The organism is Enterococcus sp. AN402, assembly GCF_040719405.1.
GTDB lineage: Bacteria > Bacillota > Bacilli > Lactobacillales > Enterococcaceae > Enterococcus > Enterococcus faecalis.
In genome coordinates, this window is sequence record NZ_JBFDTM010000004.1 from 2,306,865 (window position 1) to 2,328,434 (window position 21,570).

Annotated in this window: 20 protein-coding genes and 2 tRNA genes; 2 read left to right on the forward strand and 20 right to left on the reverse strand. The window is 36.6% G+C overall.

Translation table 11 applies throughout. The annotated features are described in order from the left end of the window. Window positions 1-6: 6 nt before the first annotated feature. From AB1I62_RS12555 to AB1I62_RS12565, 3 genes are all read right to left on the reverse strand, one after another. Window positions 7-717 (reverse strand): rhomboid family intramembrane serine protease, encoded by a 711-nt coding sequence (locus AB1I62_RS12555; RefSeq protein ID WP_002362481.1) that lies wholly within the window; start codon window positions 715-717, stop codon window positions 7-9. Window positions 718-727: 10 nt separating this feature from the next. After that, the gene (locus tag AB1I62_RS12560) at window positions 728-1,270 is read right to left on the reverse strand and encodes a 5-formyltetrahydrofolate cyclo-ligase (protein ID WP_002397476.1); all 543 of its coding nucleotides are present in this window, start codon (window positions 1,268-1,270) and stop codon (window positions 728-730) included. A gap of 87 nt (window positions 1,271-1,357) precedes the next feature. Next, the gene (locus AB1I62_RS12565; RefSeq protein WP_002356329.1) at window positions 1,358-2,128 is read right to left on the reverse strand and encodes an alpha/beta fold hydrolase; all 771 of its coding nucleotides are present in this window, start codon (window positions 2,126-2,128) and stop codon (window positions 1,358-1,360) included. A 164-nt stretch (window positions 2,129-2,292) separates the two neighbouring features. On the opposite strand from AB1I62_RS12565, the gene AB1I62_RS12570 reads away from it, so the two are divergent. Together AB1I62_RS12570 and AB1I62_RS12575 are read left to right on the forward strand one after the other, a co-directional pair. Beyond that, on the forward strand, window positions 2,293-2,868 hold the full coding sequence (locus tag AB1I62_RS12570; RefSeq protein ID WP_002379789.1) for a DUF805 domain-containing protein: 576 nt from the start codon (window positions 2,293-2,295) through the stop codon (window positions 2,866-2,868). A gap of 89 nt (window positions 2,869-2,957) precedes the next feature. Further along, window positions 2,958-4,529, forward strand: a complete 1,572-nt coding sequence (locus AB1I62_RS12575) for a hypothetical protein (RefSeq protein WP_164978416.1) — start codon at window positions 2,958-2,960, stop codon at window positions 4,527-4,529. An 86-nt stretch (window positions 4,530-4,615) separates the two neighbouring features. Here the strand turns inward: AB1I62_RS12575 and AB1I62_RS12580 are convergent, their stop codons facing one another. The 17 genes from AB1I62_RS12580 to AB1I62_RS12660 all read right to left on the reverse strand — a co-directional run bounded on the left by AB1I62_RS12580 (window position 4,616) and on the right by AB1I62_RS12660 (window position 21,462). Continuing rightward, window positions 4,616-5,782, reverse strand: coding sequence for a CHAP domain-containing protein (locus tag AB1I62_RS12580; protein WP_002370554.1), 1,167 nt, complete (start codon window positions 5,780-5,782; stop codon window positions 4,616-4,618). An 88-nt stretch (window positions 5,783-5,870) separates the two neighbouring features. Continuing rightward, window positions 5,871-6,251, reverse strand: a complete 381-nt coding sequence (locus tag AB1I62_RS12585; protein WP_002362349.1) for a hypothetical protein — start codon at window positions 6,249-6,251, stop codon at window positions 5,871-5,873. A gap of 719 nt (window positions 6,252-6,970) precedes the next feature. Next, window positions 6,971-8,035, reverse strand: coding sequence for an FUSC family protein (locus tag AB1I62_RS12590; RefSeq protein ID WP_104859453.1), 1,065 nt, complete (start codon window positions 8,033-8,035; stop codon window positions 6,971-6,973). Window positions 8,036-8,290: 255 nt separating this feature from the next. Further along, complete coding sequence (locus AB1I62_RS12595) at window positions 8,291-8,542, reverse strand: hypothetical protein (protein WP_002382470.1); 252 nt, start codon at window positions 8,540-8,542, stop codon at window positions 8,291-8,293. Between the two features lie 89 nt (window positions 8,543-8,631). Beyond that, window positions 8,632-8,721 (reverse strand) — tRNA-Ser (locus AB1I62_RS12600). A 320-nt stretch (window positions 8,722-9,041) separates the two neighbouring features. Continuing rightward, window positions 9,042-9,115 (reverse strand) — tRNA-Ile (locus tag AB1I62_RS12605). Between the two features lie 18 nt (window positions 9,116-9,133). Beyond that, window positions 9,134-9,667 carry a PBECR4 domain-containing protein gene (locus AB1I62_RS12610; RefSeq protein WP_367019318.1) on the reverse strand — a complete coding sequence of 178 codons (534 nt, stop codon included), beginning with the start codon at window positions 9,665-9,667 and terminating at the stop codon, window positions 9,134-9,136. A 585-nt stretch (window positions 9,668-10,252) separates the two neighbouring features. Next, window positions 10,253-11,188, reverse strand: coding sequence for a lytic exoenzyme target recognition domain-containing protein (locus tag AB1I62_RS12615; protein WP_367019320.1), 936 nt, complete (start codon window positions 11,186-11,188; stop codon window positions 10,253-10,255). After that, on the reverse strand, window positions 11,185-11,442 hold the full coding sequence (locus AB1I62_RS12620) for a phage holin (RefSeq protein ID WP_033596986.1): 258 nt from the start codon (window positions 11,440-11,442) through the stop codon (window positions 11,185-11,187). Before AB1I62_RS12620 ends, AB1I62_RS12615 begins: the two co-directional genes overlap by 4 nt. Then, window positions 11,435-11,677, reverse strand: a complete 243-nt coding sequence (locus tag AB1I62_RS12625) for a hypothetical protein (protein ID WP_033596984.1) — start codon at window positions 11,675-11,677, stop codon at window positions 11,435-11,437. Before AB1I62_RS12625 ends, AB1I62_RS12620 begins: the two co-directional genes overlap by 8 nt. Window positions 11,678-11,728: 51 nt before the next feature. Beyond that, a complete protein-coding gene (locus tag AB1I62_RS12630; protein WP_367019321.1) occupies window positions 11,729-12,478 on the reverse strand; it encodes a hypothetical protein in 750 nt (249 codons plus the stop codon). 17 nt (window positions 12,479-12,495) lie between these two features. After that, window positions 12,496-13,155: a phage baseplate upper protein gene (locus AB1I62_RS12635; RefSeq protein ID WP_051582962.1), complete on the reverse strand. Its 660-nt coding sequence runs from the start codon at window positions 13,153-13,155 to the stop codon at window positions 12,496-12,498. 11 nt (window positions 13,156-13,166) lie between these two features. Then, window positions 13,167-14,204 carry an SGNH/GDSL hydrolase family protein gene (locus AB1I62_RS12640; RefSeq protein WP_080482577.1) on the reverse strand — a complete coding sequence of 346 codons (1,038 nt, stop codon included), beginning with the start codon at window positions 14,202-14,204 and terminating at the stop codon, window positions 13,167-13,169. Between the two features lie 7 nt (window positions 14,205-14,211). After that, complete coding sequence (locus tag AB1I62_RS12645) at window positions 14,212-14,472, reverse strand: hypothetical protein (RefSeq protein WP_033596978.1); 261 nt, start codon at window positions 14,470-14,472, stop codon at window positions 14,212-14,214. Next, window positions 14,459-15,676: a phage tail protein gene (locus AB1I62_RS12650; protein ID WP_033596977.1), complete on the reverse strand. Its 1,218-nt coding sequence runs from the start codon at window positions 15,674-15,676 to the stop codon at window positions 14,459-14,461. The genes AB1I62_RS12645 and AB1I62_RS12650 overlap by 14 nt, the downstream gene beginning before the upstream one ends. A 12-nt stretch (window positions 15,677-15,688) precedes the next feature. Beyond that, complete coding sequence (locus AB1I62_RS12655; RefSeq protein WP_033596975.1) at window positions 15,689-16,519, reverse strand: phage tail domain-containing protein; 831 nt, start codon at window positions 16,517-16,519, stop codon at window positions 15,689-15,691. Then, complete coding sequence (locus AB1I62_RS12660; protein WP_161634700.1) at window positions 16,510-21,462, reverse strand: NlpC/P60 family protein; 4,953 nt, start codon at window positions 21,460-21,462, stop codon at window positions 16,510-16,512. The genes AB1I62_RS12655 and AB1I62_RS12660 overlap by 10 nt, the downstream gene beginning before the upstream one ends. Window positions 21,463-21,570: the final 108 nt, after the last annotated feature.

Here is a 21,570-nt window from a genome sequence, read left to right on the forward strand (position 1 = left end):
TCCTTATTATACAGGTAAACCGTATTTTTTAAAACCCAATAACAGACAAATTACGACAAGAAAAATAAAAATTAACGTGGCCATAATTCGCTCGTGCTTATTAAATGCTTCTTCACGATTTGGAACAGCAAAAGCCGTCGCGACTAATAGTCCACCTATTAGACCGCCAACATGACCCATCATATCTACAGAGCTACTAAACAAGTTAAATAACAAATTAATCACAATAAACATTGAATAGCGTTGCACCATATACATAATCGCTGGATTGTCTCTAAAATGGCGTCCTAAAATAACAAATGCGCCAAACAAACCAAAAAGCGCTGTACTAGCACCCGCTGAGACACTGTTGGGTGTCCCAAAGGCAAAACTGGCGATATTTCCAGCAATCCCACTCAATAAATAAATTCCCAAATAGCGCCAATGCCCATAAATTGCCTCAACCTGTGCGCCGATATAATAAAGAGTAACCATATTCAAAATAATATGCATAAACCCAATGTGAAGAAACATTGGCGTGATAAACCGCCAGTATTCATGATTTTGAGCTACCAGTGGACGAACCATTGCTCCCCAATTAACTAAGTTTAAAATATTTTCTGATCCTCCAGTTAATTCCAATCCAAGGAAAACAATGATTGAAATACCTAAAAGGGCATACGTAATGAACGGCTGATTTTTTAGCCGTTTCAATTTCATTTCTGTTTGATAGTTCATTCCATTCCTCCTATTGTATAAATAATTGTTCGATTGGCTGATCAAACGCTTCTGGTTGCCATTGTTCATGGAGTTGTTCACTAAAAACTAAACTACATGAATGGCCCAAAAAATGTTCCAAATAACGATCATAAAAACCACCGCCGAAGCCTATTCGATAGCCAGCACGATTGAAAACAATCCCTGGCACAATCAATAAATCAATCGCTGTAGCTGTTATTTCTGCCGCTGTTAACGGAGGTTCTTCCACGCCAAATGCACTGGTGTCATAAACCGTCTCTGGAAAGACTTGATAAAAGTGCATTTTGCCTCCTTTAAATGTTCGCGGCACCGCCACTTGCTTGCCCTCTTGCATGGCCCGTTCGAAAATTGGCTGTGTTGATAATTCTAGCGGTAACGACCGAATCATTCCGATTGTTTGTGCTTGTTGCCATTGCTGACTAGCAAACAACTGTTCATAGAGACTTGATTCTTTATGTTGTTTAATTTCTGGATGTTGTTTTAGCCATTCCAGGGCAGTTAAGCCCACTTTTCTCAACTTATTTTTCTCCATGTACACCTTCAACCCCTTTTCTGTTAAGTTTATAGAAAGTGTTCTTAAAAAACAAGCTGATTCCCCTTTTCTCTTTGAAAAATCCCGTTATTTTTCTAACGTTTTTGACGCTTCTTTAAAAAAGTCAACAACCAAATCCATTGTTTCTCCTTTCACTAAATGCCGCTCACCGATTTCCGTTATAAATTGCGTATTTCTCGCATACGTTTTCCCAGACACTAATTGTTCAAAATCAGCCATGTCTTCATAGGGAATTTTTTCATCTTCCGTTCCATGCCAAAACAGCATCGGTCGTTCTTGTAGTCTTTCTGGCGTTTGTGATAAATCGTATTGATGCACCCAACTTAGCAACAGTGGCAAGTCTTTAGGCACAAAAATAGCAAATTCTTTCGCCCGTTGAATCACTCGCTGAATATAGCGCGCCGGATAGGGTGTTCCCATTAAGCAAGCAGCAGCTTGAATCTCAGGATGTTGGGTCATAAGAGCGCTAGTAGTAATACCGCCCATGGATACACCACCCACGCCAATCCAATTTTCTTTAATCAATCCTAATTTATGAAAATGATGGATAATTACTGGAAATTCAATCAAATTATATTGAATGCTACTCCAAAATGTAATCGAAGGAATCGTGGAAATAGGTCCTGTTTTTCTTTCTCCATGGTTCATGGCATCTGGTAAAATGACCCGAAACCCCTCGTGTGCTAATTTTCTTGCTTGTGTTAAAGATAATTCTTTAGCTGATTGCCAACCATGATAGTAAACAATTAGAGGTAATGCTTCGTTTTTTTGCTCTTCTGTTGTCACTTCTAATGCTGGAATTTTTGCTATGTAGCGATGTCTAATACTGATTTTCATTCATGATTCCTCCATTATAAAATATCTTCTCTTATTTTACCGTTTTTTGATAAAACCTGCTCTTTATATGATTTATCAAAAAAATCACAAATATGCGAATTCGCATTTCCCTATTTTATTACTTTCCGTTATAATCATTTTATTAAATACAAAGGGGTGTTTTTATGGTTAAAATTGAGGAAAAAGGTAAAGTAACATTTGGACAAGCTTTTAAAGATTATTTTCGTGGATATGTTGATTTTAAAGGTCGGACAACACGTGCTGGTTATTGGTGGATGACATTGGTATTAAGCATTTTAGCACTTATTTTTTATATTGCCATTGTCGGCAAAGCCGTGTCAGCAATTTTAGCAGCTGAATATTTTGAAACCTATGATTTTGGAAACTTATTACCGTTGATGCTTTTTGCACTTGTTTTATGGTTAGCTTTATTATTACCAACGTGGGCAATGTGTGTACGTCGTTATCGTGATGCTGGGATGACAGGTTGGGGCGTGCTTGTTTTATATCTACTTTCTATTGCCTGTAGCTATACACAAGTTTTCTCTGTTATGTCAACTTTTAAATATGACGTTCAAACAGATACTGTGATAACAGGTGGCAGTCCCGTCTTCTTATTTTTCACTCTTGTGATTAGTCTGTTTTTCTTCTTACTAACAGTCTTACCGACAGATAAACTAACAACAACTAGCCAAAATAGCGTCTTACGCTTCTTCTTCCGTTACAAAGAAGTGAAGTAAGGAAAAGTTTTAAGCCTTTCTTTTAAAAGAAGGGCTTTTTTCTTATTTTAAAATCTTTATGATAAAATAAGAACTAGTCTAGCTAAAAAATGGAAGGAGAAAATATGGCTACTTTTAAACGGATTCTGAATCTAGAAAATTATATTTTTACTTTTTTTATTTTATTTGTCTTTTACGGCGCAATTAACTCTCCCTATTCGCTGGTAAAAATTCTTTGGGAAAAGCCTAAGCACTTGCTTGTTTTACTTCCTCTATTAATTATTCTATTGTTGATTATTTATAAAAACAAAAAATTTCTTTACACTAAGATTCAAGCGCTCTGGCACTTAATAAAAGCCCATGATCGTGTGGTTATTATTGGTAGTTTGATCAGTTTATTTTTACTACAACTTTTACTCCTGACGCAGATTACTGTGCCGATTGGCTGGGATGTTTTTGACAACTTTCATAGTATTACCACTGAAAATAAGGATTATTCAAAAATCGTACTTTCTTTAAACCCCAATAACGAATTTTTCTTTTTCATGATGTATTACCTGAATAAATTTTTGCGTTTCATTGATGTAACAGGGAGCTGGAGCAATACTTGGTTTAGTTGGCAAGTGGTTAATTGCTTGTTTATTAATAGCAGTTTATTTCTCTTTTATCATGCCTCTAAACGTGTCTTTAATCCATTAACGGCCTTCGTTGCTTACAGTTTATTTTTTCTTTCTTTCGGATTGTCTCCATGGTTACTCACGCCTTATACAGATACGGCCGTCTTATTGTTCATCAACCTAGTCTTTTTTGCATATAGCCTTTTTGACCAAGTTTCCCATCCCTTCGTAAAATATTGTTTATTACTGTTTATTGGAATTGGCTTAGCTTGGTGTTTTTTAATGAAACCTTCGTCTATTATCTTTTTTATTGCATTTAGTTGTATCAAAGTGCTGCAACTTCTTTTAGTAAATCGGAACAAACAGTCTATCGTAAAATTAACCGTGGTTGCCCTCTTTTTACTGACTGGTTTCGTCAGCGCATATTATAGTTTTCAATTTTTTGTGGAAAAACAAACGATTACGGAAATCGATAAAGAACAAGCCAAGCCTTGGACACTTTTTGTAATGATGGGTTTGACGGGAACTGGCGGTTACAATGATGCAGATACACAAGCAGTAAATCAGTTGCCTACACAAGAAGCCAAAAAAGCTTATACCATAAAAATGATTCAAGACCGTTTAAAAAATAAAGGATTCTTCGGTTATCTCCGTTTTCTGGCTCAAAAAAATCGTCATAATACTGCCAATGGTGATTTTGACTGGGGTTGGGATGGCGGTGATTTAATCCCAGAAACACCTTCTAAAAATCGTTGGCAAGAACACTTGCGGTCACTGTATTATCCGCAAAATCAAAAAAGTAACTATCTACGAATTTATATGCATTTTTTCTATTTACTCACATTACTAGGTCTATTGTTCAGTATCCCTCTAAAAGATTCAAAAAATAACTACGCGATTTTAAAATTAGCTTTCATTGGAGCTATTCTGTATTTATTGCTCTTTGAAGGCGGCCGCTCTCGCTATCTAATCCAGTTTATGCCGTTTTGGTACTTGTTATCAGCGAGTGGTTGGCTGGGGTTGAGAGAGAAAATCAATGCAAAAACCATCTGTGAATTAGAATAAGTAGTCACTATGTATTATATAAATAGAAAAAAATAGAGCGGATTTACCGCTCTATTTTTTCTAACATATCACTAGGTTCTTTTTTACTACTTTTTAACATCCTGTTCTAGTACCCAAGACATTAATTCTTTTAATAAAAATGCTTTTTTAGATTTGCTTTGTGTGACATTTTTAATTTCCATCACTGTATATGATTTTCCTTTAAGACTACTTGGAATTGTTTCCCCAGTCTGATATGCACTAGCAGTCTCCAATAACATAACTTTATCCCCAATTTTAATATCAGTCGCTTGTGCATCATCTAAAAATGCTTTTTCGTCGATCCAACCAATATTATCCATGTAATAATATGCACCCTTTTTCCCAGTCACTTTTACTTCTTTATTGATATAATCAGCACTGACACCAAATCTTGTCACCCCTTTAAACCAAGGGAATTGGTCAACAGTGAAACCAGCTCTTTTAACAACCATTGTTTTATTGATAGTCTCAACTTCTTCAAACCCTTTAAAGTCTGTCCAGCCTTTTGTTTGAGGACTATATAAGTAACTTCCCATTTGCTGTGTCAAATCAATAACTCTTCCAGCAAAACTATCAATGCCATTGATTTTAATGTAACCTTTCTTTCCCCAAGGTAATGTATCCACAGTATATTTTACATCTTTTTTCACCATAACTCTTTTATTAATCTCTACCATTTCTTCTTCTCCTTCTGGTTTTGTATTTTGATTTGGATTCCATCCAGTATAATAGCGACTTAAGTCAATGAAAGTAACACCCGTTAAACTGTTAAACGTACTCAATGGATGAGTAGTTACTACAGTTCCATTGTTAGGATATACTCCATCTAATCCGCCAAATGTCGAACCAAAATTAGCTTCACCTGTAATTACTGTATTTCCATCAATACCTAGAACGATACCAGTATGTCCAGCACCTTGTGTATAGTAATTGTTATTCCATGGTGTTATTGAAAATAAAGAAAATGCCTTTGGAATGTTACTCTTTACTAATTTTCCTTTATTTGCATTTAACACAAAATCTACCGTTTGATAACCATTCCCGCTTTGTGTTGGCAAAGTTAAATTAGTACAATTCTTTAAGAACCATGTAGTAAATAGAGTACAATTTGAATGTGATGATGGCGAACCACCATAAGTTCCATAATAGACACCTGGATAAGACGGCAAATTAGTATCTAAATACTTCTGCATAAATGTTTTTGCTTGATTTTTTGTTAAACCTGTTGCCATTGTTGTTCCTCCTATAAGTTATTCCGTGCGTCCACGGCGAACATATGTTCATAAACCTAGTATAGTTGAATTGACCTGTTTCGTTTTGTCAAATTTCGTACCAACCCAGTCGATAAGCAATTTCATGGATAAATTCTGTATCTCGTCGAGCAATTGTAGACTCGCTCAAAAACGTCTCACAAGCAACAAATTCATTCTTTTTATATGGATAACCATTTTTATATTTCACTAAAAAGATATCCTGTACATCCCTTGTAGAATCAGCTAAGATATCTTCTACCGTTTGTAAAAATAATTTATGAAATGCAATTTGACTGATAGTTATTTTTTCAGTTGGTTGCTCTACAGGGTATTCTAAAAAAGGATTACGATTCATTAACATAACATCCTCGTACTCTTGTAATTTTTTTTCAATATGTTGATAATCCCATAATAATTGTCGAATATGTTTTTTTATTCCAGCTTTCATTGTACCTCTCCTCTAACCACTTAATATTTTATTTGTAGAACTTTTACAGATAATAGAAATAGTATGTTCATCCTCCATGTATTCCTTTTATCCATCTACTCTTATTTTTGATCACATTCATTTTCAAAATCTAACTTATTCGTTTGTACCTCTCCTATTTTTCCCTTTTATCAATAACTGTCCACCTCCTAGATTATTTTATATACAAAAATAGACCACTCCTTAAGCGATCTATAATGACAAAACTTATTTTTTTCTTAGATTTAAGCGATTCTATTTTTCCACTTAAATATACTTAACTTGATTTAAAGATATTGAACATTCTATTTTTTAAAACTTAGCTATATAAACAAGCATCTATAGCATTGATAATTCATTTTTAGCGATTCTTCATACTACTAATTTATCATGTTGACTATACTAAAATTTCCCAATAAATTCCCAATATGAAGTTACTTCTACTTATCTTCCAAAAATACAATTTTACTACGTAACTTGTGTTCACTGAATTCATTTGTTTATATCCTACTTTATCCTTACCTATACTATCCTTACCTATACTATCCTTATCTATACTATCCTGTGTAGCCATTTGGTAGCCAAATTAGTAACCAGCTTCTGCCATTTTTAAACTCTTATTTACAAAAAATATAGTCAATGGTTCTATTTTAAAATAAAAGGAGCCTAACATTCTTTCAAGAAAGAATGTTAGGCTCCTTTTATTCAGACAATTTCAGCCACTCTTTGCGATTGCAATAGGACATAGTTTTTACAAAGACAAAATGATAAAGCAAACCGTAAGCTAGCCCCAACATATTTAACAAAATTCTTAAGTAAAGACTTGTTTCTAGCCCAAATATCATAGAAGCTGCCATGATAGCACCAACACAATTAAAAATCGTTTTACTTTTATAAGATGTGCATAAGCCTAAACAAAGTCCTCCTAAAATACCAAGTAGGTTCGTTGGTATATAAAATAACAAGATAGCCGATACTAGAGAACCAATAACGACCCCTATTATTCGTTCTTCGGCTCGTTCAGACAATTTAAACGTATTATACCCAGAAAATAATGACGAACTAGCAAATGTTGCCCACATAAAGCGGTCAATCTGAAGGTGCGTTCCTATAAAAAGTAATAAGCTAATGCCTAAAGCGTAATAACCAAACCAAATATTTCTTTGATTAAAAAAACCATTTTCTGTAACCATCTGTATAAAAGTAATCTCTTGATCCAATTTTTTATGTTTCACATGATAAACAAAAGCTAAAAGTAGATAAGCAAACACTAATACAAAGAAAGTTTGTTCTAATTGCTGAAACGATTGATAGTGAACCGTGCCAACTAAATATAAGTAGGAGAACGTATACAAGCCAGGATTACCCATTTTAGGGTTTTTACCAGTTAAGAAAAACAATGCCAGCAAGCAGATAAAATGAAGACCCCATTGTAAAAATGATACAGAAATCAGTGAAATTAGTGGACTAACACCTAGAATTGTTAACACGATTCCTAAACTAAACAAGGCCTGTTTTTCCCTGTAGCCATATGAGACGAAACGGATACTCAACAGCAAACAAAATAATACAATTGAAAAAGGCGCTACAGCTTTTCCAAAGAAAAAAGTAATCGTCGACACCCATAAAATCGCAAACGAAACTAATAAAATATCCCTTATTAACAAGGCGCGCCAAAAATATCTCCGCTGTTTTTTAGTGTCCGCTTGATGAATTTTTTGTTTTAAAATAAATGGATCTAACTGCAATAATTGATAAAAAGTCACCTAAAATCATCTCCTAAAAATCGACTCTTCTCAATTCATTATTCCAACTTTTCCTTCTATGAAATCATAAGAAAAGTAGTTGTGACGAACATTTTACTACAACTTTTTTTCTGAATCAATACATGCTTTATTTCTTAATTCAATACCTCTCCCGATACGATTTGCTTACTTCATAAAAAATAAGCCTAGAAAAAATCAAAACGATTAATTCTAGGCTCAAACTTAAATAACTGTTGAACAAAAGCTAGCACTTTTTTACATAAACTTTTCCAACAGATCCATTTCTTTTTCTAATTCTTTTTCATCATACTTATCATACTTACCAGCTTCGTGTGCAATTTTTTTAATCTCATGAATGGCTTTTTTTTCAACAATCCATTTCTTCATACTATGTTTTTTTGTATCCTCATCTAGCGAGCCCAACTCTTCTAAACTTGCATCCAATTTGTTCAAAACGTCGGCAATTTTTGCTAATGCTTGCGCTTCTTTTTCTTCATAGTTTGACATAATAGACACCTCTTCTTAAGTATTTTTCTACTTTAAGTGTACGTCTCTGTCGTTTTATTTGCAACTAATAACTCAACTGCTTCTCGGTACGGAGGATAAGGGATTCGAACCCTTGCACGATGTTACTCGCCTAACGGTTTTCGAGACCGTCCCCTTCAGCCAAACTTGGGTAATCCTCCCTCTACATTCCATCTACAAATGAACATGTAATGAATCAATAGATAAAAAGCCTAGACCCTTACACAACAAGGATTCTAGGCTCTATCTAACTAAATTATTTAGTTTCACGGTGTAATTTTTCTACAACACCATATTTAGACAGACTAGAACTCACAAGGGTTTGCGTAATATCATTTTAATTCAAATTAGCAAAATAGACTATAACAACAAGATAAAATCTACATCAAAAAATAAAAAAAGGCAAGCGAATAGACATATAAAATATACCGAATAAATAAAAAAATCCCTACCTCTCACAATGAGAAGTAGGGATTCATTATGAACCATACAGGACTCGAATCTGTGACCGAACGGTTATGAGCCGTTTGCTCTAACCAGCTGAGCTAATGGTCCTGAAAACTTTAAAGCAATCTATAAATTAAATGAAATAAGTTCTAAAGTTAGAATTTTTGCTCTTTTTGATTTAGTAAATGTTGGGCGACTACTCTTTGATACGTAGAAAGTGACTGGAGCATAGACACAATCGTTTACTTCACGTAACCCAAGTGTTAATATTTTATTTTTATGTGGATGACTAAAAGCTATATCTAGTTTCATAGATGAACCAAACCTATCTGCTTCAGAAACATATATCACTGAATCATTGTATCCCTCTAAAAATATTTCTAGAATAAACTCAAATAGCTCTACTCGATCTTTTATAGTGCCAAAATTGCTGTGCCTTTGCAGATGTTTATATGTAATAACTCCATCATTCAATTTTTGACAAATTATTCTAGGTGAATCCTTGTAAATTTTGTGTAAACCCAATAAATGTGGGAGTTGTAGAATGTCAAACTTTACATAAAAACAGTCCAATTTAACAAATGGCGTTGTAATAACAGCCATCTTCCCATCAAGATTTGATAAAAATAAGTTATAAGTTTTTTGCAAATCTTTAGGCATTTTTACAACTCCTCTGTAATTTTGGGCAAAAAAAAAGAGTGCAAAACATGGCTACCGTCCCATGCAGACCAACGCTAGGTTAACCCACCTGCTGGGGATCGTGGGTGCACTCCGTTCCCACTTTGATTGGAAATCATCCCAACCTAATTCAGAAAGCGAGGTAATGATATCTATTCCTCATATATAATATAACACTCAAATGTTTTGTATGCAATAAAAATATAGCTTTCAGCCCTTTGAAAAACGGCATAAAAACAAGTTTAAGAAGATTATTTCACTTACAAACACGTAAATAAGCCTAATAATAAGCTGGTTGCCATATTTGTTAAATTTAATTAAATAACAAAAAAGGGCCAACTTGAGGAAGGCGAATAAAAACAAAATCACCCACAATCTGTCGTATGACGGTGAGTGATTTTGCCATTAATTGAGATTCTATAGTGAATGTCATCACTACAGAAAGTATACTATACAGATTTTTTTATGTAAAACAAAAACCGTCCCTTGGCAAGGACGGTTTAAGTGAATGACTCCTTTATTGTAGGTCTAATATACTATTATTTTTACTTTCAGGCAAGAATTTTTTTACCCATAAATTAATTTTTCAACACTTTCTGTGTACAACCAAATAAACTCGTCTGGGAATTGCACATGTGAGATTGTTTTTCCATTCAAAGCATGTTGTTCGTTAATAATCCCTACAGATGACGGTTGAAAAGAAAAGTAGTCTCCGACTTTTAACTCTTGATCAGATGTATTCTCTCCTGTACCTGGATTAATTTTATCAATATAAGCAACATTAATCCCGTTTTCTGTCCAGTCAAAATCTGGTTGACCTAAGACATCATTTCTTACTTGCCAAATACCGTTCACAAACTGTAAGTCGTCTACTCGGTATCCATAACGACGTTTTGGTTTAGGAGACACTGGTGGTTCTCCTTTAGCGTATGCCTCCCATTGCTCTTTAGTTAAATAGAATTTGCTCCGATCGACATCCACGGCAGCATACTGCCAGCCGACCATCGTTTGCCAAGGCGCGATATTGTAAGTGAATTCAGGGGCATTCCAGTTACATTCTGTGTTTGTTGGATACCCTGCAAACCAAAGCCCGCAGGTATTAGCTAAGTTTGTACAGTGATTGATATCTTGCCGATTCCCATAAATGATACACCAGACCCCTGTTAACTCATGAATTCGATTAACAAATTTACCACACCAAGTACAGTCTTCGTAATTATCATTTTGAGCTTCTTCCCAGTCTAAAATTAAAATTGCCTCATGAATGTAGCCTTTGATATTTTGGTAGAAGAATTCCGCTTCTGCTACAGCGTCTCCACCACTAGCATAGTGGTACACACCTAATTTTAAACCATGTTCTTTTGCTAGTTGATACTGAGCATCACAACTTGGGTTGATATAGGTGGTTCCTTGCGTAGCTTTTACTATACAGCCGTCTGCACCTGGTGTGATCGCTGCTTGAATTGTATTATTAGAAGAAACATCAACGACATTTAGTGTCATTCTTTTTCGCCTTCCTTTCTATCTAATACTTGTTGGCTATCTGAAATCCCTGGTGTCGTATGATCCGTCACGATTCCTAAAATGGATAACACGACAAATACCGCATTGACAATATCCAATAATTCTTTATTGATTGCATCAATCTTAAAATTATAACCAAAGGGGACCGCCACTACTTGAATCAGTAATAATACTGCTGGAACAAGGGTCAGCCAAAAAGATTTTGATTGTATCCGAACTTTCCAATTAATCATTTTTCATCTTCTCCATTCTCCTAAAAATTGTTTTGTTTTGTTCTTCTAAACGGGTTAATCGTGTATTATGTGCTTCAAATCTACCTTCAATAGAATTTACTGTGTCATTCAATCGTTTCAACGTATTATCCATTCTCGTAAATAATGCATAAAACTTCATTAACCCAAAAATAATTCCACCAAGAAAGGTCAAAACTGCAATCCAGTCCTCAATGGAATAGCCTAAAATAGTCACCCGCTGTGCCACCTTCCTACCGAAAATAAAAAATACACGTCAACGCGTGTACTAAAACCGCAAGCCATCAATTCGATAAAGACTTTTTTGAACTTGGTCAACCGTTGTCCCTTTATCTGTGTTCAAAAATTTTTGACTCACTATTTTTAATTGTCGTTCATTTACTTTGTTGACCGTAATTTCCACTACCCATAGTCCTTTACCGGTGTCACTTAATCCCACGGGCGTAAGAAATAGATTATTTCCACTGTCAAAGTTTGCTTCAAGCTCATGAATACCATTCGTACAATGGACATAGAAACGAAAACTTTTATAATGATTGGCCTCATCAGGCAGAGTGATAATATCTCCGGTCTGTGCACCACCTTCCCAAAGCTTTACTGGAAATGGACTAAAGGGTTGTCTCCAACTATTTCCATACTTTTCAACATACATATACGAACCTAAAAAAACAACAATCCCATTACTATCATCTTTGAATAAAGCAAAGAAATAACCATTGGCAAACTCTTTACTTTCCATATAAGGAATGTTCTTGGTGTTTTCGTCGTATCGGTAAAAGCCCGATTTCGTTACACCATGTAAATCGGTGCACGTATCAACAGTCAAGAAATTTTCAGTTAGTACGTCCTTCCCGTTGACTTGTAAGCCATCCACAAAGTTTTTTACTCCTCGGAAATTGAGTTGGTCCCCACCATTTAATAATAATTTTTCTTCTGCATCTTTGATTGCTCGTACGAGTGTTTTCGGATGAGTAAGAGATCCCTCTTTGTCTACAAGCTGATCGATATATTCCGTCATTTTATTGTCCCCTTTTCCTAAAGAATTTCCCGTTGGTTGGTATCATAAGCAATCATACAATTGAATTTTGCTAGTTTTTCTTCCAACTCTTTGTTTGTGACTAAATCATCGGACTTAATCTTTTCTTCCAAATTCGCAATCGCGTCTTGAAGATTTTTCACTTCGCCTTGGATCACTTTGACTTGTTCTTCAAAACTATTTTCTTTGTCCGCAAGCTTTTTGAGAAACACTTCCGTTTTTTCATTCAATTCTCGGATGAGCTTTTCATAATCACTAATATAGTCGGTACTGTTAATGCCCATCTCGATTTTGTTCGGTAAAACATTAATCTGTAAAGACAACGTGGTATCGCATTGTTCCCCACGATAAAGCTTGAAAAAAGCTTCCTGGTATTCCCCTTCAAATGTGAAGGCTTCTGGAGGAAAGACGTAGCGGAAAACACCTTGGTGCGCATCCAGAATCACAAACCCAGCATCGTCAATCAATCGTTTCCCGTCTGCTTTCATTCCTAAAAATTTTCCGCTTAAGCCGGTTAGATCATACGGTAGCTGATTCGACAATACTTTCACTGTCACGGCTTTTAACCCACCGTCACCTAAACGACCAGTCACATATTGTTGCGGAATTTGCATCTCTGCTTGCTTGGTAATCTCAAAAACTAACTCTTGATTGGCCATAGTTTTCACTCCTATCCATAAAAATAATAAATTTGTTTGGCTAATTCTTGGGCGATCATCTGATGGCCAATCTCGTTAGGGTGTAAGCCTTCAGACATCATTTTTTTGCGAAAAGCAGGATTCAAGGGTTCGAATAATTCGGTTTTCATGAAGTCTGCATAAGGTAACTGTAAATCATTACAAGCCATTTTCTGAGCATCCGTATAGTCATGCAAATCTTTTCCAAGTTTATTTTTCCATCGATCAGTTCGGCTAATACTACCCCCACTTGCTGGAGCCTGTAGGGTCGCTGTCATCACTAGAATTTTTGCATTTGGGTTGAGCGCTCGAATATTGTCAACCACACGGTAAAAAGCCCCAATATAGGACGTATTTTCATCATCATATTTAGAGCCAATTGGCACATTTCCTAGCCAATCATCGTCTGTCCCTTGAATGATGACTAAATCACAGCCTCCTACTTTTTTCGACTGGGCATAAATACTCGCTTCATTATTGTTCGTCATTCGTGCACCATTGACAGCGGTATTGGTCACGGTTGCTCCCGAAACTTTTTTGAATAAATCGCCAAAGTTATACTTTGCAAGATACCCTCTTGCGACGCTATCCCCAATAATGCCGATTCGTTTTGCTTGTTTGACGTAGGAAACCGCTAAATAGTTAGTTGTGATTCTCCCACTATCGTCCACCGCAATCGGTTTTTTCCAAATATCAGAGGATTCCAGATACTTCGCAATCAGATATTGAATCTCCGCCATTAAACGCGCGGACATCGAGGATTGTTCGATTCCTTGAGAATCTTTTCTGAAAGCAAGTACTTCTTGGGTAATCTGTAGTGGAGAGAGGTCAGGTGTGATAATCGCTCGAATCTCTTGATGGATTTCTTTATCATAAGTTTTAATATACAGGTCACAAATTTGTCGTACAAGCTGTTCTAACGTTTGTCGATCTTTGAAATCGATGATTTCATTCAGCAAGTGAAAATTCCCATCTAAAGCCAGACGCATGTCTCGTCCATCTAACGGGAGATTTTCATTTAATTTTGTCATGTATTTTTCACTCCTTGATGTGGTCTTCTAACCACTTTAATCGTTTTTCTAATGCTTCAGGATCTAAATGATCCAATTTGGTTTTGTCTTCTTTTGAAAGCAATCCATCATTGGTTTCTGTCGCTACTGCATAGATAGGAGCGATTTTTAAAATGAATTCCTTTAGACCATCTACGCCTTTAGCTGTGGTTAGGACATAGTAGGGCTCCCCTTTTTTTAGACCTAAGGTTTCATCATCTACTGGAGCTGTCAATTCAATAATTTTCAACTTCCCCAACCACCTTTCCAAAAATTTGACCGGCCAGTGCCTTTTCTGCTTTCTCTTGTGCATCCGTTGCCTTTTGGTCTACTTGATTGGCAGTCTGCTTGGCATCTTCTGCGATTTCAGTTACCGTACTGAGCTTATTATCTACATCTTTAATCGATTGATTCACTTTTTTTTGTTCTTTTTTTACTTCTTTGACTTCTTTTTCCACTTGATTGTGATATTGTAGAAAGCTTTTCGCAAGATTATTAAAAGTGATTTCTGCCAATTTATAAGGGGCTAATGGATACCACCGATAACTCATAATTGTGACTTCTGTTTGGTAATCGTTCATGTGGAGGATAAATGGGTATTGTTCTCCTAGAATAGGCCGATTCACGTTACCAGCAAAAATCATTTGTAAAGAGATATCTGGTTCAGGTTTTAATTTCCCTTTCGCAAAGATTGTCATCTCTTGTTTTTTACGGAATCGTTCATCGGAAATATCTTCTAAATACTTTTTGCCAAATGCTTTTATCGATTGTGAATTTTCTACAAAAAATGGTGGGAAATACTCTTTCCCTTTGTCATCTTTTCCACCAAAACACTTGACAATATTGGACATTTCCAATGAATTAACCGCTAAGGTCACATTTTGTGTATCGTGATAGTAATGCAAAACTTTTTGATTTTTTCGTAACCATTCTTTTTCCGTATAAAAGTGAATAAACAAATTATCCATGCGAATATATGTTTTAGGGTATTTGGCTAGGACTTGTTGCACTCCGTCTCGCAAAGATCCATGTCCTAGATTCTCTATTTCCACTTTAGGAAATTCACCATGTACCGACCATCGAAATCCTCGTTCATTGTCTTTGAAATAATGTTCCAATAATTGTTGGATACTATAAGTCTTCTTTCCTTCGGCATATCTATAGCTTCGATAATTTTGTGTCTCGAAGAACAGATGCGTAGCGGTTATTTTCTTTTTTTTCGTTTCTTGTTCATAACTATTTTCTAACTGTTTGATAATATATGTTTGATTATTCACTAAGACTACCGCTTCAATATCGGCTAACAACGAAGAGATAGCATGAGTGACTGACAAGGTAAAACTAATTTGGTTCTTAGTATTTGCTTCCTCTTCGATGCAAAAAGATTCTGGGTCAATGTAAGGTAACAGATTTTCACGTTGACTCTTGTCTAAACTTTCAATAATTACTTCCATGTACACCACTTCCTAAAAATAATAAAAAGGGAAATGAAATCGAACGCGGTGAATCGTGGCATTTGTAATCGAGAATTTATTCCACCCTTGAGCAAGGACCAAAAAACCATAATCGGTATCTCTACCAACATTTTCGCCATTCTTCAGCAATTGAACACCATCTATCGTCAACTGATCGGTTGACTTCAATTTTCCTTTGTAACTAATTTTTGTTCTTGTTGTTTTATTTTCGATTGTAGGACTTCCGTCAGCATGCAGTGCCACCAAGAACTCATGCCGTTGTCTGAGTGGGTCTATTGAAATATCCGAAGCGTTGTATACATAGAAGTGATTCGTTGAGAATTCATAAGGAACCTCTTTATCGTACGGAAAGTTCATTCCAAAGCCAGAAAAATACTGTTGCGCATCTGCGTCGTCACTATAGAAAATGGAGCGCCTCAATCCAGCGGGGTTAATCAGTTCAACGGAAAATAATCGTTGCGTATAGTGAATGCTTTGGAAAGTGGTAGGTTTTGCATATCCCCAAAAAGCCTTATTAGGTTCCATAGAATCTCTAACACGGATAAGCTTACGATCATAGACTAGTTGACACAGCTTTTGTTTAGCCAAGACTAAATCTTGTTCGTCTTCTGCATCTAAAAAAAATTCCGCTTTATATGTCGTAGCCCCAAATCGCCCACCTGCTTGTAAAAATTCTCCATCTATCCCGGCAATAGATTGCGTTGGGATTTGTAATTGAGGTGTTCCTATTTCCATTCCTCGAAACCACAGGCCACAAATATCTTTTGTGCTTTGTTCCTTCTCGTTTCCTTTTTTTATGAGTAACTCTCGTTCTATCCCCACTGATAGTCACCTACCATTTTATTATTTTGCATTTTTCTTAAAAGCGTATGATAATCATCTGTTGATTGTTCCTTTGGCGTTAACATCAACTCAACAATTTTTCTCAAAAAATTATTTTGTTCTGCCAACTCTCTTAGCTGACCTTTGGCCAATTCAATCAATTCTGTTTGGTCATTTGTTACTTGAACAACAGGAGATACACCTAACTTAGCCATCGTTTTGTACAGCATCTCTAAAGAGCGCATGCCTTTGTGTAGCGGTATTATCGCTTCCTCACGACCATTTTCTCCTAGTTCATAATAGCCATGTCTACTAACGAATCCTCCACGTTCCCAGCCATGACCTTGTCCAATAAAGTTCCAAGTACCCATAGCATTTAGCCGTCTGATAGCAGCTAAAATCTGGTCAAATCCGCTAAAAATATTCGTGTGTCCAGGAACTGCCCATTGAGCAAAAGTTTGAGGGATAAATTGTAATAGTCCTTTAGCTGGATTTCCGGATGCTGTATTTACATCCCAAACAGCAGAACTTTGAACAATTTTTTCATTCCCCCCAGATTCTGTCTGAATCTGTTTCAGTAAGTTTTGAATTTGCCAGGGTGCTAATTGTACCCCTAACTGTTTCGCTGCAGCAGTAATTGCATTGCCCCATTGATGATTTCCAATTGATGGATTGCTACCATCTGTTAACTGGTTAATTCGATGAATACCGACAAATGGATCACTAAAGGAATGAATATCGGCCATACCAATTCCGTCTCTAGGGTTCATGGCGTTAAACATCCGATTTTTACCTGTAAAGATACCGACATGTTCACTTCCGTTAGGCCCAAAAAACGCTAGGTCCCCAGGTATGGCTTTTTCTTCGTCAATGGCAGTAGTAGCACTGAATTGATCGCCAGAATAATGCGGAAAATCAATTCCTATCTGTTTTAGGGCCCATTTCACTAGTCCTGAACAATCAAATGCATCTGGACCTTCAGCGCCTAATACATAAGGTTTTCCTGCTTGTTCTTTTGCAATCCTTAGAAAATCTCCTCGAGAGCCACTACCTCCAGTCTCACTCTGGAACTGATCAAATAAGCCTTGAACGTAGCCGATCATTTTATCTTTTATTTTATCAAATGCGCTTTGTGCTACAACTTGTCCCGCACCATTCCCTAAAGAATGAATAAATTTTGAAACACCTAATTTATCGATAATTGTTTCATATAACTTGTCTGCGCCTTCACCAACAAAAGACATCGCATCTTCTGCTTTGTCTTTCACCCAGTCGTAAATGTTACTAATTGTTCCCCAAACACCTGAAGCGTGCGCTGGTAGGCCTTGCGTCATCGCTAGAAATTCTTTTGAACGACCATGTGGGAGAATTGAAGTGCCCGCTAATAGCGGTCGTATTTCAGGTCCTTTTGTTCCCACAGGGAAAATACCAGACGAAGGGTGATGAGCTAATTCAAAGCCTTCCTCCCCGACTAGCGCTATTTCGTCTTGTGATAATCCACTTGTACCTTGTGCATGAGCGCCAAATTTAAACTTAATCAAATCATTGCCCCAGCCATCATTTAATGCGTGAATCAAGTGACCAATTCCATGAGCAACTGCTTCAATAACCCCTGCCATATTGTCTTTCATTTCATCCCACGAACCAATAACATCTCCTGTTTCTTGGTCTGTTGCCCCTTTGTGCTCGCCGGCCTGTTTTTCTGCTTCTTCTACAATGGCAGAGTGAGCTTGTTTCGCTTTGGTAATTGTTTTGTCTCTTGTCTCATCTGCAGCGCTTATGGTGTCATCGCGTTCATGCTTAGCATTCTTGACTATTTCATCATACTTTTGTTTACTAATCGTCCCTGATTCAAAATATTCCTTTTCAGCAGCTGAAACCGTTGCTTTATATTTCTTTTCTGCTTTTTCTTTCGTAGAATCGTATGTTTTCTCTGCATCCTCAATCTGTTTGTCTCGAGCTTTTCGAGAATTCACAATGGCTTCTTTCATTTCGCTGGAACTGATTTGATGCTTGGCGTTTTTCAAATCTGTTAAAATTGTTTCTTGTTTTTTAGCGGAGATATTTAGTTCTTTAGCCACTGTTGCATCTGTTTGTTGTTGGGCTTTTGAAAGTTTAGAGAAATAATTCGTATGGATTTTTTCAAGCTCTTTTTTGTTTTCTTGTTCAATTCTTGCCTTTTCATCATTGTACTTCTTAGAATTTTTGCCATATTTTTTTGCATAGTCAGCCAATGTTTTCTGTTCATTGTCTTGTTGGCGTTTTACCGTTTCATCATACGTTTTGTAATAGTCTTGAACAATTTTTGATTGATTCTTATAGGCATCTTCTACATTTTTTTTCTTTTTATTATCGTTTTCCTGTTCTTTTTTCAGCATTTTATCTGCTTGTTCTTGCGTTAGTACACCATTTTTAACTAAAATGTCTAAGTCTTTTTTTGACTGGTTTTGCTTTGAAGAAAAATAATGATCTGTCTTTTTCTGTAAATCATCATATAAGCTTTGAACCTTTTTCTCTTCGTTCTCATTAAATTTTTGACTGCCACTTCCGATTTTCACAAGTTCTTCATTAATTTTGTCTGATAATCCCTGGGTCTCTTTTTCAAAATGGTCTTTTATCGGTGTCTTGCTAGCAAAAGCTTTCTTTAGACCTGTCTGTATTTGTTCGCCTAGTGTTTTCCCTATTTTCGAACCACCTAATGCACCTAATATTCCTCCTGCAATTGTTCCAATTCCAGGAAGAATTGCACTTCCGATAGCCGCACCTCCCAGAGCACCACCAAAATTACCTAAAGCCCCTCCGATATGTTCTCCAGCAGTGTTTTTGGTCATACCTTTAAGTTCTAAAAGGCTTGTTAGTCCCGAAAGTATCGGAACGCCTTTTTCCAATTTGCCTATCAAACCTACAGATTCTTCCAAACCTTTTGCTAACTGTACCGAACCCTCTGCTTCTTTTGCTAATTTCCCACCACCAAATAGATTGCCTATTTTTAGGCCTTCGAAAGTTTTCATATTGCCAAGCAAATCCCCTACCCAGCCACTCGCTGTTTTGAAAATACTAAATCCTTTCATCGCTAAGCTAACACCACTGATAGCAGGTTTTGCTAAATACATTACAGCAATTAATTCACCAAATTGTTTTGGATATTTTTGAATAATTCTTAAAAAAGGCTTGGCAATTTCATAAAATCCATTTAGTGTTTCTTTTCCTCTTGTAAACAATGCAACTACTGCTTCTTTTGTTTTTCCAAAAAAATCAATGATTTGCGGTGCATGCCCTGCAATCCAGTCAGATCCCACAGTGATCTTTTGGGTTATCCAATCTAGGAGCCCATCCGCCATATTTACCGCACTATCTTTAGCAAATACTTTTCCAAAGGAAGATAAGATAGTCTCTACACCCTTTTCAGCAGCATTACCCATTTCCGTGAACTTATCTTGCGTTTTATGATCAGATACCCACTTAGATATCGCGCCATAAAAAGGATTTTGAGCAGTGAGGATAGGCTTTTCAAAAGCACCGATCAATGCTGGTACTTGAGAATCAATAGTACGTTTCATGCCTGACATGGTTTGCAACATATTATCTGCAGCTTTACCGTATTTGTCTTGTCCTAATTTGTTAAACAGTTTCTCGACAGTTTCTGCACTAATGTTCCCTTGTGTAGTCATTTTACGTAATTGGGCCATTGTTAATTCACTGTTGCCTGTCACTTTTCGTTCATATTCCAATAAACTTTCGGAGAACATTGGGAAATATTGACTCAACTGATTGAGTTCTTGTAAATTGAGTTTTCCAGTCGCAAGTCCGTGCACCATATCTTGTGTAACGGTGGTGATTTGATCATCAGTTAATCCGACGGCATCACCCATATTGAGCATAGATTTCGTTAGATTGTCAGACTCTTCTTTGTTGGAATGCAAATGGTAAAATCCTTGTTCTAACTCGTTAACCAAGTCGCGCGAGCGACCTGTAGCCACAGAAATATCATTAATCGTCGCCACCATTGCTTGCGCTTTCTCGGCATCACTGGTTAGCGTGTTCCACGCAGCACTCATCACTTGCTGTTCTTGATTGAATTCCATACCAGCGTGTAGCGCTTCTGTGAAGTGGATTTTCAAGCTTTGCAACCCAGCAATTGCCGCACGACCAATAAGTTCAGCACCGAGTATCTTTCCGAAAATATGATGCGTTTTTTCAGCTTTTTCATTGACCTTGTCAAGTTGTTCTCTGACTGAAGCAAAATTAAGTCTTGGACGTTTAGACATGGCACTATCCAATTCTGTGAATTCTTTCTTACTATGCGCGACTTTCGTGCCAAGTTCATTCACACGCACTGCTTGTTTTTTGAAGGCATCAGACGTTTCGCCAGAATTATGACGGACTTTCTCCAAAATGCTGTTTTCTTTTTCTTGGAGTTCTTGCAAAGACTTAATCTTTTCGCCTAAGAACCGCCGTTTTTCTTGATTTGCTTCTAGTTCCTTGCCTTCAGCTCTAAGCTTCTCTTGATAACTAGTGGATACACGTTCAGACTGTTCTAATTCTCTACGTGCTTGGATAATGCCCGATTCATAGAGCGACAGCGTATTCTTCGCTTTTTCTTGTTGCTCGGTCATCGTTTGGAGATTGCGCTCTGCTTTTAGGACTTCTTGCGCTAATTTTTCGTGAGCTAAGGCTCCCGCCTTAGTTTCCGTTGAGATTCCTTCCATGGTTTGCTTGAGTCGTTCTATTCCTTGTCGTTGCTCTTGCATTGCCCGTTCTAAACCTTCTACTTTGACTCTGTACGCTTCTTCATACTCTCCATTTTGACGTAATTGCGCATTCTGTAATTTCCATTCATCCGTCACTTGCTTGACTTCAGAACGTAGACCACGTAACGACGCAATCGCACCTTCTGTCTGTAACGCAATGGTTTGTTCTAATGTGCGTTCATCTTTTGCCACGTTCATCCGCCCTTTCTAACAAGTGAGTATGCCACCATTTTCGATGAATGATGCCATGCTTTGTTTCGCATTTGTTTTGTTTAAATTTCCATCTTCTCTTTGAGAATA

Excerpts from the sequence above, each read along its gene's own strand:
- AB1I62_RS12575 (WP_164978416.1), top strand. The coding sequence starts at position 2,958 with ATGGAAGGAGAAAATATGGCTACTTTTAAACGGATTCTGAATCTAGAA.
- AB1I62_RS12555 (WP_002362481.1), bottom strand. The coding sequence starts at position 717 with ATGAACTATCAAACAGAAATGAAATTGAAACGGCTAAAAAATCAGCCG.
- AB1I62_RS12595 (WP_002382470.1), bottom strand. The coding sequence starts at position 8,542 with ATGTCAAACTATGAAGAAAAAGAAGCGCAAGCATTAGCAAAAATTGCC.
- AB1I62_RS12565 (WP_002356329.1), bottom strand. The coding sequence starts at position 2,128 with ATGAAAATCAGTATTAGACATCGCTACATAGCAAAAATTCCAGCATTA.
- AB1I62_RS12615 (WP_367019320.1), bottom strand. The coding sequence starts at position 11,188 with ATGACACTAAATGTCGTTGATGTTTCTTCTAATAATACAATTCAAGCA.
- AB1I62_RS12630 (WP_367019321.1), bottom strand. The coding sequence starts at position 12,478 with ATGACGGAATATATCGATCAGCTTGTAGACAAAGAGGGATCTCTTACT.
- AB1I62_RS12560 (WP_002397476.1), bottom strand. The coding sequence starts at position 1,270 with ATGGAGAAAAATAAGTTGAGAAAAGTGGGCTTAACTGCCCTGGAATGG.
- AB1I62_RS12650 (WP_033596977.1), bottom strand. The coding sequence starts at position 15,676 with ATGGAAGTAATTATTGAAAGTTTAGACAAGAGTCAACGTGAAAATCTG.
- AB1I62_RS12570 (WP_002379789.1), top strand. The coding sequence starts at position 2,293 with ATGGTTAAAATTGAGGAAAAAGGTAAAGTAACATTTGGACAAGCTTTT.
- AB1I62_RS12635 (WP_051582962.1), bottom strand. The coding sequence starts at position 13,155 with ATGGCCAATCAAGAGTTAGTTTTTGAGATTACCAAGCAAGCAGAGATG.
- AB1I62_RS12585 (WP_002362349.1), bottom strand. The coding sequence starts at position 6,251 with ATGAAAGCTGGAATAAAAAAACATATTCGACAATTATTATGGGATTAT.
- AB1I62_RS12640 (WP_080482577.1), bottom strand. The coding sequence starts at position 14,204 with ATGACAAAATTAAATGAAAATCTCCCGTTAGATGGACGAGACATGCGT.
- AB1I62_RS12610 (WP_367019318.1), bottom strand. The coding sequence starts at position 9,667 with ATGCCTAAAGATTTGCAAAAAACTTATAACTTATTTTTATCAAATCTT.
- AB1I62_RS12620 (WP_033596986.1), bottom strand. The coding sequence starts at position 11,442 with ATGATTAATTGGAAAGTTCGGATACAATCAAAATCTTTTTGGCTGACC.
- AB1I62_RS12580 (WP_002370554.1), bottom strand. The coding sequence starts at position 5,782 with ATGGCAACAGGTTTAACAAAAAATCAAGCAAAAACATTTATGCAGAAG.